This is a genomic window from Gordonia amicalis, from assembly GCF_022059885.1.
GTDB lineage: Bacteria > Actinomycetota > Actinomycetes > Mycobacteriales > Mycobacteriaceae > Gordonia > Gordonia amicalis.
The window spans coordinates 202,737-218,741 of the sequence record NZ_CP091855.1 but is presented as its reverse complement, the minus strand read 5'-3'; the positions used below and the strand labels follow the sequence as shown (position 1 = coordinate 218,741).

17 protein-coding genes and 1 pseudogene are annotated in these 16,005 nt (G+C 67.3%); 14 read left to right on the top strand and 4 right to left on the bottom strand.

All coding sequences use genetic code 11. The features are described 5' to 3' along the window. Positions 1-14: 14 nt before the first annotated feature. From IHQ52_RS01045 to IHQ52_RS01035, 3 genes are all read left to right on the top strand, one after another. Entirely contained in the window at positions 15-569 is a 555-nt protein-coding gene (locus IHQ52_RS01045) for a dihydrofolate reductase family protein (RefSeq protein WP_096274725.1), read from the top strand. 119 nt (positions 570-688) lie between these two features. Then, positions 689-2,047, top strand: a complete 1,359-nt coding sequence (locus IHQ52_RS01040; RefSeq protein WP_096274724.1) for a styrene monooxygenase/indole monooxygenase family protein — start codon at positions 689-691, stop codon at positions 2,045-2,047. Positions 2,048-2,208: 161 nt separating this feature from the next. Continuing rightward, entirely contained in the window at positions 2,209-3,141 is a 933-nt protein-coding gene (locus IHQ52_RS01035; protein ID WP_096274723.1) for an oxidoreductase, read from the top strand. Between the two features lie 78 nt (positions 3,142-3,219). Here the strand turns inward: IHQ52_RS01035 and IHQ52_RS01030 are convergent, their stop codons facing one another. Then, positions 3,220-4,305 carry an NAD(P)H-dependent amine dehydrogenase family protein gene (locus IHQ52_RS01030; RefSeq protein WP_096274722.1) on the bottom strand — a complete coding sequence of 362 codons (1,086 nt, stop codon included), beginning with the start codon at positions 4,303-4,305 and terminating at the stop codon, positions 3,220-3,222. 28 nt (positions 4,306-4,333) lie between these two features. Beyond that, positions 4,334-5,425 (bottom strand): Rieske 2Fe-2S domain-containing protein, encoded by a 1,092-nt coding sequence (locus tag IHQ52_RS01025; RefSeq protein WP_096274721.1) that lies wholly within the window; start codon positions 5,423-5,425, stop codon positions 4,334-4,336. A 212-nt stretch (positions 5,426-5,637) separates the two neighbouring features. Between IHQ52_RS01025 and IHQ52_RS01020 the strand changes: the two genes are divergently transcribed. The 3 genes from IHQ52_RS01020 to IHQ52_RS01010 are packed head-to-tail and all read left to right on the top strand — an operon-like array spanning position 5,638 to position 8,278. Beyond that, complete coding sequence (locus IHQ52_RS01020) at positions 5,638-6,681, top strand: alpha/beta fold hydrolase (protein WP_096274720.1); 1,044 nt, start codon at positions 5,638-5,640, stop codon at positions 6,679-6,681. Between the two features lie 43 nt (positions 6,682-6,724). Next, positions 6,725-7,606 (top strand): LLM class flavin-dependent oxidoreductase, encoded by an 882-nt coding sequence (locus tag IHQ52_RS01015; protein WP_096274719.1) that lies wholly within the window; start codon positions 6,725-6,727, stop codon positions 7,604-7,606. A gap of 27 nt (positions 7,607-7,633) precedes the next feature. Then, positions 7,634-8,278 (top strand): TetR/AcrR family transcriptional regulator, encoded by a 645-nt coding sequence (locus tag IHQ52_RS01010; RefSeq protein WP_096274718.1) that lies wholly within the window; start codon positions 7,634-7,636, stop codon positions 8,276-8,278. A gap of 1 nt (position 8,279) precedes the next feature. Here IHQ52_RS01010 and IHQ52_RS01005 read toward each other — a convergent pair whose 3' ends face one another. Then, positions 8,280-9,062 carry a sulfate transporter gene (locus tag IHQ52_RS01005; protein WP_096274717.1) on the bottom strand — a complete coding sequence of 261 codons (783 nt, stop codon included), beginning with the start codon at positions 9,060-9,062 and terminating at the stop codon, positions 8,280-8,282. A 75-nt stretch (positions 9,063-9,137) separates the two neighbouring features. On the opposite strand from IHQ52_RS01005, the gene IHQ52_RS01000 reads away from it, so the two are divergent. The 4 genes and pseudogenes from IHQ52_RS01000 to IHQ52_RS00985 all read left to right on the top strand — a co-directional run bounded on the left by IHQ52_RS01000 (position 9,138) and on the right by IHQ52_RS00985 (position 11,545). Continuing rightward, positions 9,138-9,458: a hypothetical protein gene (locus tag IHQ52_RS01000; RefSeq protein WP_096274716.1), complete on the top strand. Its 321-nt coding sequence runs from the start codon at positions 9,138-9,140 to the stop codon at positions 9,456-9,458. An 11-nt stretch (positions 9,459-9,469) separates the two neighbouring features. Next, positions 9,470-9,667 (top strand): annotated as a pseudogene (locus tag IHQ52_RS00995) (hypothetical protein); the annotation flags it as partial. After that, positions 9,655-9,948, top strand: a complete 294-nt coding sequence (locus tag IHQ52_RS00990) for a hypothetical protein (RefSeq protein WP_232513029.1) — start codon at positions 9,655-9,657, stop codon at positions 9,946-9,948. The pseudogene IHQ52_RS00995 and the gene IHQ52_RS00990, both read left to right, overlap by 13 nt. Positions 9,949-10,165: 217 nt before the next feature. After that, positions 10,166-11,545, top strand: a complete 1,380-nt coding sequence (locus tag IHQ52_RS00985; RefSeq protein ID WP_096274714.1) for a cytochrome P450 — start codon at positions 10,166-10,168, stop codon at positions 11,543-11,545. Between the two features lie 313 nt (positions 11,546-11,858). On the opposite strand, the gene IHQ52_RS00980 is transcribed toward IHQ52_RS00985, so the two are convergent. Continuing rightward, positions 11,859-12,035: a hypothetical protein gene (locus tag IHQ52_RS00980; protein WP_232513028.1), complete on the bottom strand. Its 177-nt coding sequence runs from the start codon at positions 12,033-12,035 to the stop codon at positions 11,859-11,861. Between the two features lie 168 nt (positions 12,036-12,203). Here IHQ52_RS00980 and thiM point away from each other — a divergent pair, with 168 nt between their 5' ends. From thiM to IHQ52_RS00960, 4 genes are read left to right on the top strand one after another with little or no spacing between them, the layout of a single operon-like run. Continuing rightward, positions 12,204-12,977 (top strand): hydroxyethylthiazole kinase, encoded by a 774-nt coding sequence (gene thiM, locus IHQ52_RS00975; protein ID WP_096274713.1) that lies wholly within the window; start codon positions 12,204-12,206, stop codon positions 12,975-12,977. 59 nt (positions 12,978-13,036) lie between these two features. Next, positions 13,037-14,398 carry an LLM class flavin-dependent oxidoreductase gene (locus IHQ52_RS00970; protein WP_096274712.1) on the top strand — a complete coding sequence of 454 codons (1,362 nt, stop codon included), beginning with the start codon at positions 13,037-13,039 and terminating at the stop codon, positions 14,396-14,398. Continuing rightward, positions 14,395-15,270 (top strand): sulfurtransferase, encoded by an 876-nt coding sequence (locus tag IHQ52_RS00965; RefSeq protein ID WP_096274711.1) that lies wholly within the window; start codon positions 14,395-14,397, stop codon positions 15,268-15,270. Before IHQ52_RS00970 ends, IHQ52_RS00965 begins: the two co-directional genes overlap by 4 nt. Next, complete coding sequence (locus IHQ52_RS00960) at positions 15,267-16,001, top strand: HAD family hydrolase (protein ID WP_157753408.1); 735 nt, start codon at positions 15,267-15,269, stop codon at positions 15,999-16,001. The genes IHQ52_RS00965 and IHQ52_RS00960 overlap by 4 nt, the downstream gene beginning before the upstream one ends. Positions 16,002-16,005: the final 4 nt, after the last annotated feature.

Here is a 16,005-nt window from a genome sequence, read left to right as displayed (position 1 = left end):
GTGTGAGGAGTTGCATGCTGTTCTTCTCGATGGGCCTCTCGCTCGACGGTTTCGTCGCCGACCGTGACGGCGACTTCAACTGGTCGGTGCCGGACGACGAACTCTTCGAATTCCACACCGACCGGATACGCGAACTCGGCGCGGAGATCCTCGGACGCCGGTTGTACGAGACGATGCGGGTCTGGGAAACCGACCCGGCGATGCGTCACGACGAGGCGAGCATCGCCTTCGCGGACCTGTGGACGGCACTTCCCAAGGTGGTGTTCAGCCGCACGCTCGACCGCGTCGAGGGCAACGCCAGACTCGCCCGACGTCCGTTGGCGGACGAGGTCGCCGAGGTCGTCGGCTCGACCGACGGGGATGTCGAGATCGGCGGTGCCGACCTTGCGTCGCAGGCCTTCGAACAGGGCCTCGTCGACGAACTCCGCATCTTCCGCTACCCGGTCGTCGTCGGCGGCGGTACGGCGTTCTTCCCGCCGGTCACCGAGAGGGTCGACCTCGAGCTCGTCGAGACGCGGACGTTCGGCGATCAGGTCATCTACGAGCGACATGCCGTGAACCGCGGGTAGCGCCGCCCCGGCGACCCATTAGCTCGGGCTGCGTCTAAACCTTCAGCCACGACGATCCCCCCGGCACCCTGTCTCCCAGTCATCACGTGCACCACATGCAACCGATCAGGGAGACATACATGACGACACGACGATCCGCCGCGATCATCGGGGCGGGCCTGGCCGGGACCTCCGCGGGTCTCGGCCTTCTCGACGCCGGCTTCGACGTCACGATCTACAGCGACCGCGACCGTGAGACCCTGCGCAACAAGGTCCCGCCGACCGGCGTGGGCGTCTACTTCGGCAAGTCCCGCGAGTGGGACGCCGAGATCATCGAGGACCTCTACGAGGTCAGCAACACCACCGGTATGAGTGCTCGCCTGTACGGGGGTTCCGGTGCGGACCGCGCCCCCGTCCTGGAGTTCGACCCCGACTACGGGTATGTCGCCCAGGCCGTCGACCTCCGTTTGCGCGCCGATGATCGCCTCGGTCGTTTCCTGGACCGCGGCGGGCGTTTCGAGGTCACCACCGTCGACGTCGACCGGCTCGACGAGATCGCCGCCGCGGCCGACCTGACGCTCGTCGCCACCGGCAAGGGCGGATTGTCGACGCTGTTCCCGGTCGACGAGTCGCGCACCCACTACCGCGAACCGCAGCGTCGCCTGCTGCAGGTCACGCTCACCGGCGTCGACCACGGCTCGGATGTCTTCTCCTACCGCAGCGCCGCCGGTGCCGGCCACTCGCTGTACAACCTCGACAGCGAGAACGGTGAGCTGTTCGTCGGCCCGTTCCTGCACAAGGATGTCGGCGCGACCTGGTCGTTCATCGTGTTCGCCAAGCCGTCGGGTGCGTGGGCCCCGCGCCTCGACGACGTCCACGACGCCGTGACCGCCCGCCGGACGATTGCCGGGATCTTCCAGGAGTTCTTCCCCGAGGACGCTCCCGTCATCGAGCAGCTCGACGTCATCGAGTCCGATCCGGTGTCGTGGCTGAAGGGTGCGGTCACCCCGACCGTGCGTCAGGCCGTGGCAACCACCACGAGCGGACATCCCGTTGCCGCGATCGGCGACACCGCCATCGCCGTCGACCCGGTCGCCGGCCAGGGAGCGCAGAACACGGTCATCCAGGTCGCCGAGCTGGTGAAGGCCGCCCGTGCGCACGACGGTGAGTTCACCGCGGACTGGCTGGCGGAAGAGTTCGAGAAGCACTGGGAGCGTCGCGGCCACGCCGCCGTCGAGGTCACCCGGCTCTTCCTGGGCGATCCCGATTACGCGACGCACGCGGAGTTGTCGTTTCCGGCGGCCGCAGTCAGTCCGGCCATCGCTCAGGCGCTGTTCGGCCTGCTCTCCGACCCCAATCCGCTGCTCGGTCTGCGGACCCGCGAGGATGTCGAGGGCTTCATCACCGCGGTGGCAGGGGAGCCGCATGATCAGGTCCTCGCCCGCTTCGCGCCGGCCGGACGGTTCAGCAGCGCCGCACCGGCGGCCGTGACCGTCTGACGTCCGGATTCCGTTGCGCTGACCACCAGTCGATCCGCACCCCGATCGCGTTCCCGGACGCAGTCGGGGTGCGGTCGCGTGTGACACCCGGCCCGGATATGTCACATGAGATGTGATACGAACAACAGCGTCTGTTGTGCCGGAACGCAGAGGGGGAGCACGTGAAGACGGGTTGGACCTTGACCGACGCGCCGCCACAGACCGGGCGGGTGGCCGTGGTCACCGGCGCCAACGGAGGGATCGGCCGGGAAGCCGCGCGCGGGCTCGCCACCCTCGGCGCCACCGTCGTGCTGGCCTGCCGCAACCCCGAGACCTCGGCCGTCGCGCGCGATGACATCGTCGCAGAGGTCCCGGGTGCCGAGTTGGAGATCGTCGACCTCGACCTCGCCAGTCTCGACTCCGTCCGCGCAGCCGCCGAGGAGATCGGGCGACGCCACCCCCGCATCGACGTACTGGTGAACAACGCCGGCGTCATGCGCGCGCAGCGCGACCTGACCCCCGACGGTTTCGAGATGGACTTCGGTACCAACTTCCTCGGTCATTACGCGCTCACGGGGTTGCTGATGGACCGGCTCCTCGCGACCGACGCCGCGCGGATCGTCACCGTCGGCAGTCACGCGCACCGCGCCGGCACCATCGACTTCTCCGATCTTCCGATGGATCGCACGTTCACCAGCGCCGGTGCGTACTCACGCGCCAAGCTCGCCCAGATGCTGTTCGCACTCGAACTCGACCGTCGGCTGAGAACAGCGGGGCTCCAAGCGATCTCACTCGCCGCCCATCCCGGTGGCACGAGGACCGGCGTGATGCGCGAGCAGAACAAGTTCCTGCAGTGGGCCTATCACGCACCGTCGCTGCGGTGGCTCACCGATCGGTTCATCATGGACCCGCCCGAGGGTGCGTTGCCCATCCTGCGTGCAGCGACCGACCCGAAGGTCTCGGGAGGCCAGTATTACGGCCCCACCGGAAGTTTCGGTCTCGCCGGTCCGCCGGTACTGGTCGAACCGTCGCCGAAGGCGAAGGATCGCGCGGTCGCGGAGCGGTTGTGGGACATCGGCGCGGAGCTCACCGGCGTCAGTATCGACCTCGGCTGAAGGGGATTCCCGAAGAAGTCTCGAGGGAGGGATTCTCGAGGGTGGGTTCGCCGAGGTCGACACCGATCCCGCACCGACTCACAACGTGAAGCGGCCGGCGAAGCTCCGAAGCGGAAGGTCGGCACTGGTCACGATCCCGGGCGGGGCCGCGACCACCGACCGGATCGAGTTGAGTGCGGGCAGGCCGGTGACGGTCATGCCGATCGACGCGAAGTTCTCCGGCTTGGACAGGTCGAATCCCTTGCGCGGGAAGATCATGTGCTTGGAGTAGATGTTGGGGTCGCCGGTGACCTGGGTGATGTAGCAGGCCTGGATGTTCCACGAAGGGTCGGTGTGCGGCGTCATCTGCCATTCCAGGTGGGACTCGACGCGAGGCACACCGTCGACCATGCCCTGGTACTTGATGTAGCTGCCGCCCAGTGACCCGGCCGGGAGCTGATACCAGCCGAGGTCGACGTCCTTGGTGCAGGCGCCCAATTCGTAGGAGAACGTGACCTCGTCGAGTTCGAGATCGAAGGCGTCGGCCATGAGATACACGGAGTCGGCGAAGACGGCGGTGTACTTGTACAACGAGTCCGGGATGCTCGGGTCGTCGACGGGCAGGCCGTAGCCGACCGCCTTCCACGTGTCGACCGAGTGATGGCAGGAGACGTCCACCGACTCGGTGACCGTGACGTTCTCGATCTCGGCGACGTCGGCGGTGTGCACGATCCCGAGGATCTGGGCCAGGCCGGGGTTCATCCCGGTCCCGTAGAAGGTCGCGCCGCCCTTCGCGCAGGCCTCGGCGATGACCTCGCTGACCTTTCGTCCGGAGTGGTGCGGATGGTTGGTGTCCCGGTGGAAGCCGGTGATCCAGTCGGCGGTGGTCACGATGTTGATCCCGGCCTCGAGGATCTGAACGTACAGATCCTCGTCGGGGAACACGCCGTGGAACGTGAGCACGTCGGGCCGTGCCGCGATGATCTCCTCGACCGTCCCGGTCGCGATCACCCCGACCGGCCCGATGCCGACGATCTCACCGGCGTCCCGGCCGATCTTGTCCGGTGTATAGCAGTGCAGGCCAACCAGTTCCAGGTCGGGATGATGGCGAATTCGATCGATCATCTCGGTGCCCAGATTGCCGGTGGCGACCTGGAAGACCCGGATCGGTGCGGGTGCGGTCATCGTGAGGTCCTTTCGGGACGGGCTGGGATCAGGGCTGCCCTGCCGCGCGGGAATCGGTATGCGCTGCCGCGCGTAGGGCATCGAGTTCGGAGCGCCGGATGCGGACGATCTCGTCGGCCGACGCGCCGCCGTCGGGGTAGAACTGCCGGGCCCATTGCCGCAGTGCGGTGAAGCCGTCGAACTCCTTGCGCGAGAGGGCAGGTGGATCGGAATAGCGCTGATGTGCCCAGATGTCGATGTCGGCGGCGAACTGTTCGATCACCAGGTCGGCCATCGTCTTTCCGTACCGGGTGATCTCGCCGGTCTCCTCGCCGGGCTTGCGTCCGATCCAGACGGTGAACCGCACGTCGGAGGTGTGCTCGTCGACGGGGGTCACGGCGGGCATCGTGCGGTTGTCGACCATGCCCCAGCTCTTGGTGACCGAGCACCCGAGCCCGGCATTGACGGATTCGACACCGCTGGTGGCGCTTTCGAGGGTTGCACCTTCGTCGAATGCGATGGTGAAGTCCACGTAGGACACCGGCCCGGAGAAGTCGTGCCGGGTGAAGTCCGGCATGAACGGTGTCTTGTGGACGAACTTGAAGTGGGCGAAGTCGACGCCGTTCTCCATGATGTACTGCGGGTGGATCTCGAGCCCCGGCCGGAACAGTGTCGCCGCGGGAACCGGCGGATAGTAGTCGGCCGCGGTGGTCCCCCCGCCGTTGTCGCTGTCGAAGTCGGCGAAGATGTCGGGAACGTCGAAGTACGGTGGCCGTCCGTCGACGTCGTGCCAGATCCACACCGCCTCATTGCGTTCGACGACCGGGTAGCTGCGGATGCGCCGGCCTTTGTTGGGGTGGTTCTCGTACGGGATGCAGACGTTGCGGCCCTCGCGGTTCCACTCCCACCCGTGGAAGGGGCACACCAGGTTCTCGCCCTCCACGTGGCCGCCGTGACCGAGGTGGGCGCCGAGGTGTTCGCAGTAGGCGTCGAAGACGGAGATATGTCCCGACCGCGATCGCCACGCGACCATCTCGCGTCCGAAGTACTTCATCGTGCGCACGGTGCCGACGGCGATCTCCGTCGACCATGCGACCTGAAACCACCCGGTGGGTGTCATCGACAGCGGCGTTCTCGCCATGCGGTCACGGTAGGACCGGCCGGCCCAGAATGCAAGAGGGCTCTGTGAAAAGTCTCCGAGACGGCGTTCTCGTGGTGGTTTGAGTGCCGCCTGGTTTGGTTACTCGTGTGTCCAACAATTCTTCAAACGAAACTGTTGGAACGCTGGGCGCCGGTTTGTATCATCAGCCGGTACTGTGACGCGAGTTACAGTGATGACGTCGGGAGGCCGAGATGAACGCAGGTGGCGCGTTGGGCGTTGCACGATTGGCCGCGGCCGGAGCGCTGTTGACCGGTCTGGTCCGACCGGCCGAGGCTCGCCGCCGGCTGCGTAGCCAACAGTACGAGAACGCGCTGTTCAACTCGCGCGAGCCCGAGCGCACCTCGTGGGCGCTCACCGACGACGGTGCCCGGCTCCGGGTCCACCACTACGGTTCGGCGGATGCGCCGGTGCTGGTGCTGATCCACGGGTGGTCGTGCTGCATCGAATACTGGAACCCGCAGATCAACGCCCTCGCCGAGCGCTACCACGTCATCGCCTACGACCAGCGCGGCCACGGCGAGAGCACCTGGGGCAAGCGCAAATTCGACGCCGATGTCCTGGCCGATGACCTGCAGACGGTGGTCGAGCAGGCCGTGCCGGACTCGTCGAAAGCTGTCTTCGTCGGCCACAGCATGGGTGGCATCACCGTGCAGGCCTGGGCTCACCGTCATCAAGACAGGGTCGAAGAGCGTGCTGCGGCATTGGTTCTCGCAAACACGACGTGGGGCGGGATAGCTGCCGAGACCCGCGTCCTGCCCTTGCTCAACAACCCGCTCAAGGCTCCGCTCTGGCTCGGCCAGGCCGCTCTGGCCATACCGTTCCCGTTTCCCGGAGGCCGGGTCGCGCGGAGTCTCGTCCGGACCCGCATACTCAACGGTCGTGCGGCGACCATCGATCATGCCGCGTTCGTGCTCGCGATGACCCGCTCCTGCAGCCCTGCGGCACGGGCGAAGGCTGCGGTCGCGCTCGTCGAACTGGCCCTCGGTCCGGTGGGGGCCGAAGCGATCACGGTACCCACCACGGTCATCGGCGGCCGCCACGACCTGCTGCTTCCCCATGCGATGACCCAGCGCATCGCGCACACGCTCTCGATCCGCGGATATCTCGACCAGCTCGTCGTGTTCGACACCGGCCATGCCTCCAACATCGAGGCCGCCGAGGACTTCACCGCGGAGATCCACCGGGTCATGTACTCGGTCTCGACTCCTCCGGAGGTGGAGGGCGCCGCGAGCTGAGTCGTCCCGGAGTCACTCCCCGGTTCGCCGATACGGAGACGTCATGACCGACTACGGACAACCGTTGCGCTTCGGGTTCTTTCCGAGTCCACGTGCCGACCGCGCCGACGACCTGTTGCGGCTTGTCGGCACCGCCGAGGACGCGGGTCTCGACCTCGTCAGCGTGCAGGACCATCCCTACCAGCGACGCTTCCTCGACACCTGGACGCTGTTGTCCGTCATCGGCGCGCGCACGACGTCGATCAGGTTGTCGCCCAACGTCGCCAACCTGCCACTGCGTCCGCCGGTGATGCTGGCCAAGGCGGCGGCGAGCCTCGACATCCTGACCGGGGGCCGCGTCGAACTCGGTCTGGGTGCCGGGGCATTCTGGGACGGTGTGGTCGCCGCGGGCGGGCCCCGCCGGTCGCCGGGCGAGGCGGTCGACGCGCTGGCCGAGGCGATCACCGTGATGCGGGCCTTCTGGTCCGGTGGCACAGTCGATCTCGGCGGTGAGTTCTATCCCGTCCACGGTCTGCACGCCGGACCCGCTCCGGCTCACGACATCCCGATCTGGCTCGGCGCGTTGGGTCCCCGGATGTTGAGACTGACCGGAGAAGTCGCCGACGCCTGGGTGCCCAGCCTGCAGTTCGTCCCGCCGGACCTGATCGCCGAGAAATCGATGGTCATCGACGATTTGGCCCGTGCGGCCGGTCGTGACCCCGCGGAGATCACCCGGATCTACAACATCGCGGGTACTTTCGGTGCCGGCGACGGACTACTCGCCGGCACCCCTGCGCAGTGGGCCGAGCAGCTCACGGATCTCACGGTCACCCTCGGGATGAGCACATACGTCCTGGCCACCGATGATCCTGACGATCTGGCCAGGTTCGCGAACGAGGTGGCGCCGGCCGTCCGTGAACTCGTCGCCGCCGAACGCCAGGGCTGAACGCCCGAGCGGCTACCATCGGCGATCATGGCACCCGTCGACGCCCGCACCCCGACCGGTACGCCGGTGCGCGGTGCGCGGCGTGCGAATCGTCGTGGGCAGGCCACCCGCGACGCGATGCTCGACGCCGCGATCAGCTCGCTGGCCTCCGGCGACCCGTCGTCGGTGTCCGGCAACCGGATAGCCAAGGACATCGGGGCCACGTGGGGTGCGATCAAGTACCAGTTCAACGACATCGACGGTCTCTGGGCGGCCGTGCTCCATCGAACCGCCGAACAACGCGGCGACCTCCCGGTCAGTGTGAAACCCGAAGCGCCACTGGCGGAACGGGTGGAGGCGATCATCGACCTCATGTACGAGGGGCTGACGGCCCCCGAGTCGCGCGCCATCGAGACGCTGCGGGCCGCTCTTCCGCGGGATCCCGACGAACTGCGGCGGCTGTTCCCCAAGGCCGCTGCCGAGCTCGCCTCGTGGGGGCCGTCGTGGACCGACTCCTGTCAGCGGGCCTTCGCCGATCTCGACGTCGATCCCGACCGGGTTCGCGAGGTCGCGGCATTCCTGCCGGGTGCGATGCGCGGTCTGGTGTCGGAGAAGCAACTGGGCAGCTTCCAGGATCAGCAACTGGCGCGCCGCGGTCTCGCACGGGCGATAGTGGCGCTGCTCGCCGGCTGAGTCAGACCTCACGCTCGGGATTGGTGAAACGCGCGACCTCTTCCGGTCCGATCACGGCCCATACGGTCTTGCCGGTTCCGCGGGGCGTGTAGCTCCACTGGCGGCTCAACGTGGTGAGCACCGCGAGTCCGGACGCGGCCCGGGTGTGACCGTGCTCGTCCTCGACTCGCGCGGGGACGTCCGAGCTGTCATCGCTGACGGCGACGAACAGCTGGTCGGAGCCGCGCACCTCGATCGCGATCTCGGGGTCGGCAGACGTGTGCACCAGGGCATTTCGCACCAGGACGGTGGTCAGCACGAGTGCCAGCGAGACGAAATCGCGGTCCCACTTGCCGACTGCATCCGCAACGGCCGCCCGTGCCGCGGCGATCGGCGAACCGATGTCGCGACGGATCGTGGTGTGGATCCGTCGAGTCACCTTGTCGTCCTGGCTTTCCGCCAGACGATTCAGGGCGGTGTCCAGCGAGTCGTACGCGGGGACGGATCGGGTGATCTTCTCGTTGTCCAGCTCGGCCCGGCGGGCCGGATCGGCGACGACGGCCATCGGGACCGCGGGCCACCGGCGGATGAGCCACGCGGCACTGGTCAGCACTTTCCACGCCGAGGGCGCCGGCACTGTCAGTGCGCGGATGTCGATGACAAGGCATCCCGGTGTGCTGGAGGCCGCCTGCACGATGGCGTCCCGCACATGCAGGTAGGTGTCGGAGTCGAGGACACCGGACACTTCCAGAACGGTGGCCGGCTCCCCGTGCGTCGACTGCACGGAAAGATCGTCGGTGCTCATCGTCAGTCCTCGCGATGGTGGTCGTGTCGATGCTGTGCGGCGTTCGGCGATCGGGTACCCATCGACGCGGGATGTATGCACGCCCGGCGTTTCGGCCACCGGATGGCCGTGGGTGGCGCGACCGCCGAGCTCTCGCATTCGTCCGGCGATGTGGTCAGCGCGGTCGCCTCCGCACACCAGGGGGTGATGCTCTGGGCTGACGGAGATGCCACGACCCAGTACGTCCGGGTTCCGCTCGATGACATGATCGAGCAGTCGCTCTCGGCGTACGGAACCGTCGTCAATCTCGACATCGACGACGCGGCAGACGAACCCATGCGCGCCGGTGTGGAAGCCGCCATGGCGGAGGCCACCCGCGTGCTGGTGTCGTCCCGCGCTGTCACACGATTCGAATAGCCGCCTTTGCCGTGTGGATCATCCGGTGGCGCAACAACTTCAAGGTCATGGAGAACGTGACCGGTTTGGTGGGGCTGTGCCTTGCGGCTTTCGGGGTGGCCTTCTTCCTGTTGCAGCCTCCGTGGGGGCAGGTGGTCGTTCGCACGCGAGTCGAAAGGTGTCCCGACGCACCACGATCGATGTTCGAATCCATCTCTTGGGCAGGAAGATCCGTGACCGGGACGGGGTACCGATTGGCGTCGTCGACGATGTCGAGATCGAGATCCGCGACGACGGGCCGCCCCACGTCTCGGCGCTCCTCAGTGGTCGTGCCCTGCTGTACCGCATGCTCGGCGGGGGACCGCATGTCGACGAGCTCGATCGCAGCCCGATCGACCGCGTGCGCGACATCGATGTGACGGTCGACCTCGAGGAGTCTCAGGAGGACCTGGAGCTGGCGTGGCCGGAGCGCTGGTGCCGGGACCACATCATTTCTGATTCCGTGGGGTGACGTCACTCGAGTCGATGGCGACGGTGTTCTCGTCCGGGACGGCCACCGCCGGCTCGATGCCTCGCTCTCGACCAGCTGACGGGTCTGCGGAGCCGGAAGTCTTCGTTTTGCCGCGCTAGTGCGCGGGTACCCGCTGCCCGCGGCAGCATCTCATGTGGCTGCCGCAGGCAGGGATCGATGTGCCCTGCGAGCAAGGTACTCGACGAAGGGAGAGCCGTTGCCGTCATCGCCAGGGACCGACGATCGCGAAACCGCGCCTGCGCCGCGCCTCGCCACCGCCGGCGTGCTGGACACCGCACGCATCATCGGCGGGGTGCTGACGCCGATCGTGTCCGAAGGGGTCCTCGCCAGGCGCAAAGCGTTGGTGCGCCTCGGCGGGCGGTTGGACACCCACGCACGTGCGGCCCGGATCCTCGATGACATCCGCGAGAAATACGAGGCCGACGCGCTGCGCCTGCGGTTCCCGCGAGCCATGGTCGTGGCCCTGCGTCCGATCGCGGTCCAGACGATCCTCGCCGCGACCCCCGACCCGTTCACCTCGGCGACCCGGGAGAAGGTGGCGGCGGTGGGAAGGTTCCAGCCGACCGGAGTCCTGATCTCCGACGGAGAGCGTCGTCGGGTGCGTCGACAGCTGAACGAGTCTGCGCTGCAGACCAGCTCGCCTGTCCACTCGCTCCATGCTCGGTGCGCGGAGATCGTCCGGTCCGAGGTCGACGACCTCGTCGCCTCGTGTCCGGACGGACAACTCACCTGGGATCGGTATGTCGTATCCCATTGGCGGATGGTGCGTCGACTCGTCTTCGGCGACGCGGCGCGTGACGACGAAGAGGTCACCGATCTGCTCACGGTGCTGCGTCATGATGCCAACTGGGCGTACGCGTTCCCGCGCCGCAAGTCGACCTACTCGCGCTTCCGGCGTCGTCTGGAACAACTCGTCGCCCGAGCGCCACAGGATTCTTTGGCCGGCGCCATCCGGGATGCGCCGGTCGACGACCGGACCGATGCCGACCCCGTAGGTCAGATTCCCCAGTGGCTCTTCGCCTTCGACGCCGTGGCGGTCGCCGTGCACCGTTCGCTCGCCCTGCTCGCCGCCCATCCGGGCGCAAGCGAACGGGCGCGGGAGGACGCTCGCGCCGGCGAGTCCGGCGGATCACCCCGGCTCCCCGTCGTGCGTGCGACGGTTCTGGAATCGCTGCGGCTGTGGCCGACCACGCTGGCGATCCTGCGCGAGGCGAAACGGGACGTGCGGTGGGCCGGCGGTGTCGTGCCGGCCGGTGCCACCACGATCGTCATCGGCGAGTTCTTCCAGCGCGACGACGAGGCGATGGATTTCGCGCAGGAGTTCACTCCCGACGCCTGGCTCGACGGTCGAGCGCAGGACCTCGCCGGTGTCGTGCCGTTCAGCGACGGCCCGGGGGAGTGCCCGGGCCGCAACGTCGTGATGCTGTTCAGTTCTCTGGTGATCGCAGAATTGCTGCGTCAGTACCGTTTCCGCGACAACGTCCTGTCGCCGCGCGTGCGGTCGGGGGTCACCGAGATGCCGCACGCGATCAACCATTTCGACCTCACGATCGAGCTGGTCCCGGTCGGCCGGTGACCCCCCGCCGGGAGTTCGAGGATCGAGTTGTTCTGCCGGTTGGGCGGGGTTGTTCTGCCGGTTGAGAGAGGTTGTTCTGCCGGTTGGGCGGGGTTGTTCTGCCGGTTGAGCGCGGTTGTTCTGCCGGTTGAGCGAGGTTGTTCTGCCGGTTGAGCCTGTCGAAACCCATGGCCCCGCCATGCATCCGACGTGCGGGAGAGGACCGTCTCGACCGTGAGGATCACGACACACAGCATCGCCACCGTGCCAGGTCCGAAGACCAGGAGGTTGTCGATCCGTTCCCACGCCGCCGGACTCCACAGAGCGACCCATGTCAGGACCAGGGCGACAGCCGTGGCGAGCTCGCCGACACGTTGACCGTCATGAAGATCCGCGCCGAGAGCTTGTGGCGTTTCGCGATCCGCCGGGAGAAGTGGAAGTCGGCGCCGAAGGCCAGGAGCAGAACGGCGAACACAGACAGCAGCACGCCGGTCGTCGGGGGTGAGGTCACGCGTGCCGTATACCGTCGCCCACTGTGCCGGGAGTCGCCGTGAGGCACGTGGCATGTGTTGAAACCGGGCTGAGTTTAACTACGAACTGGCTGGCTCGGCTCGCATCCAACTGTATACAACTAAATGCAGTTCTAGTCCCGGAGTGCGAAGTGCGAGGAGCAGTACCGATGGAAACGACGACGATCGAGTCGCCCGATGTGAAGACTGCCATCGCGAGCCTCCGGGAGAAGGCCCCGTTCATCTATGGCCTGACCAACTACGTTGCGGCCAACCTGAGCGCGAACGTGCTGCTCGCGCTGGGTGCGGGTCCCGCGATCGGGGCGGCTCCCGGCTTCACCGCTGCGTTCCCCGCCGGGGCGGGCGCGGTCTGGATCAACGGTGCAGCCCTGATGTCGTCGGTGACTCCAGAGGCCTTGGAGGAGGCCGCCGCGACCGCGCATACGGCGGGCACCCCGTGGGTGTTCGATCCCGTGGCCATCGGCGCAGGGGCAGGCGAATACGACGAGATCTTGACGTCGCTGTTGAAGTACAAGCCGTCGATCATCCGCGGCAACGCCAGCGAGATCTCGGCACTGGCCGGCGGCGCCGGCGGCAGCGGCGTCGACTCGACGCTCGACTCCTCGGAGGTCATCGACACCGTCAAGGACCTGGCCGTCCGCCTCGACGCGGTGGTGGCGGTGTCCGGCGAGGTCGACTACATCTGTGAACCGTCGGGCCGGGCGACCTCGGTCATGGGCGGTGACGCGAAGATGCCTCAGGTCACCGGCACCGGTTGCAGCCTCGGTGCACTCAGCGCGGCGTACTGTGCTGTCGTCGATCCGTTCACCGCAGCACGCACCGCGCACGCCGCATTCGCCGCGGCGGGGGAGCGGGCAGGTACTCGCACCACCGGCACCGGATGGTTCGCCGTGGCCTTCCTCGACGAACTCTCCACTCTCTGACGAGGCAGACGCGCCCCGCCCATCGTCAACCGCAGATCAGTCGCAAAGGAGCGAATGACATGTCCCGTAAGCAGATCCACCTGGCCGCATTCATGAATGCCGGCCCGCAGGGGACGGTCGGTTGGCGGCATCCCGACGCCGGGGACGGCTTCCTCACCGCGGAGCACTATCTGCACATCGCCCGGGTCCTCGAAGACGCCAAGTTCGACGTGGCGTTCGTGCCCGACGCGCTCGCCGTACCGCGCAGTCTCGGCGACTCCTTCGAGCCGGCGGTCAAATTCGGTACCGGCACACCGCGTCTGGACCCGATGACGGTTATCGCCCTGATGAGCTCGGTGACCACCAGGCTCGGTGTCGCCGCGACGATGTCGACCGGCTACCAGGAGCCGTACAACCTCGCGCGGTCCATGGGTACGCTCGATCACCTCAGTGGCGGACGCGCCGGGTGGAACGTCGTCACCAGCTTTCAGGATGCGGAGGCGCAGAACTTCAACCAGGACAAGCTGCCCGATCGCGAGGAGCGGTATGCGCGGGCCGAGGAGTTCCTCGAGGTGACCACCCGCCTGTGGGATTCCTGGTCCGACGACGCGCTGATCCACGACAAGGAGTCCGGCCGCTTCGCTCGTCCCGAGGAGGTCGAGGCGATCGACCACAAGGGCCGTTTCTTCCAGGTACAGGGGCCGCTCGGCGTGCCCCGGCCGCCGCAGGGATACCCGGTCATCGTGCAGGCCGGCGCGTCGCCGACGGGACGCGACTTCGCCTCCCGCTGGGCCGACGTCGTGTTCTGCAGCCACGAGTCGCTCGAGAGTGCCGTTGACTTTTACCAGGACATGAAGCGGCGCGCGGCCGCCCACGGCCGGGATCCCGAGCAGCTCAAGATCCTGCCCGCCGCCACCACTGTCGTCGGCACCGACGTCCGCGACGCGATGGCCAAGCACGAGGCTTTTTTCGAACTCGTCGACCACGAGGCCGGCCTGTCCCGCTTGGCGTACCACGTCAACGTCGATCTCACGAAGTACGACCTCGACGGTCCGCTCCCGTCGCTCGAAGTGGTTGGCGTGGAAGGCCATTACCGCGAGGTCGTGGAGTTCGCCGAGCGCGAGAAGTTGTCCATCCGCGAGATCGGACGCTGGTACGGTGCGCGCACCGAGGGCAACATGATCGGTTCGGCCGATGACATCGCCGACACGATGGAGCAGTGGCTCGACGCCGGGGCCGCCGACGGATTCATGATCCAGGCGACCCATGTGCCCGCGGCTTTCGAGGACGTCGCCAATCACGTGGTGCCGGAACTACAGCGTCGCGGCCTGTTCCGCACCGAGTACGAGGGCGACACGTTGCGCGAGAACCTCGGTCTCAACCGTCCGGAACGTGGCGAATGGCGCAACCGGGTGAAGGGCGTCGCCGAGGCCGGCGCGTGACCCGCGCCGACTCCGCACTCGTCTCGGCGGAATGGCTGCACCGCAACGCCGATTCCGTCGTCGTGCTCGACGCGAGCATCGCGCGGTCGGTCGACGATGCCGGGTTGACGGTGTTCGGTCCCGGTCACGAGGTCTTCCGCGCCGCCCACATCGCGGGAGCCCGGTTCGCCGACCTGTTCGCGGCCTTCTCCGATCCGTCGTCGACGATTGCTTTCACGCGGCCGACCATCGACCAGATATCCGTGGCAGCAGCGGAACTCGGCCTCAACCCGGAGGACGACATCGTCGTGTACGACCAGCTCACCGGCGCCTACGCCGCGCGCGTGTGGCTGGTGCTGCGGTCCTTCGGGTACGACGGTGCTCGCGTGCTCGATGGCGGATTCGCCCGCTGGACAGACCGCGGCTACCCGGTCGCCACCGGCGACTCCGAGATCGTCGGCGCTGCCACCGGCGTGGAGATCCGGGACCTCGGCACCCCGGTGTTCGCCGACCTCGCCGAGGTACGTGCGGTGTCCGATGACGAAGGATCGTCTACCACGCTCGTATGTGCACTCCGGTCTCCGGACTACACCGGTGAATCCGGCGGCGACAGGCCCGGTCACATCCCGGGCAGTCTGAGCGTGCCCTACCCCGACCTGCTGAACGACGACGGCACCTTCTCGACCGAGCGAACCCGGAAGGCGCTGCAGGAGCGTGAGATAGATCAAGATGCCGAAGTGATCGTCTACTGCGGCGGCGGGATCAACGCCGCGGGTGCGGCATTGGCCTTCGTCGAGGCCGGTTACCCGCAACCCCGGGTCTTTGACGGTTCGCTGAGCGAATGGCGGAGTCATCCCGATCTCCCGCTCGTGACGGGAATGCGGCCGCGATGACCCACGGAGCCCTTTCGGAGACGCCGACGCTGGTCATCTTCGACATCGACGGCACGTTGCTCGACTCGGCCGCAGCGCATGACCGGGTGGCGATCGACGTGCTCGCCCGGCATGGCCTCGATGTGCTCGCGAAGCCGTGGGAGGCCTACCGTGCATACACCGATTCGGCGGTGACCAACGAGGTGTACGAGGACAAGCACGGCATTCCCGCCGACCCGGAGTTCATCGCGGAACTGGAGCGACTCTACGCCAAGGAGTTCGACGCTCACGTGTCCACGGGAGCGGTCGACGAGATCGCCGGTTCACGAAAGCTGCTGGCAGAATTGGCGACACGGCGTGATGTGTACGGTGCCTTCGCCACCGGGTCGTTTCGTGCCCTGGCCCGCACCAAACTGCGCGTGCTCGGCGTCGAACCGGACGACGCACAGCTCGCCACCGGTACCGAGCACGACAACCGCGCCGAGATCGTGCGCGACGCCATCGGTCAGGCATCGCGTCGTCACAAGATCGACGACTGGCGGATGGTGATCCTCGGGGACGGCAAGTGGGACGAACTCACGGCCCGGCACCTCGGCATCCCGTTGGTCGGCGTGCAGACGGACTCACACCGCTTCGCCGACGACACCGCACTCGTCGTCGACGACCTGAGGCCGGTTCGTGTCGACACGCTTGTCGGGTTGTCTGCGAGGATCGAGGGGCTCGCAGAGTCCGCCCCACCCGACGGAAGGTGACCGC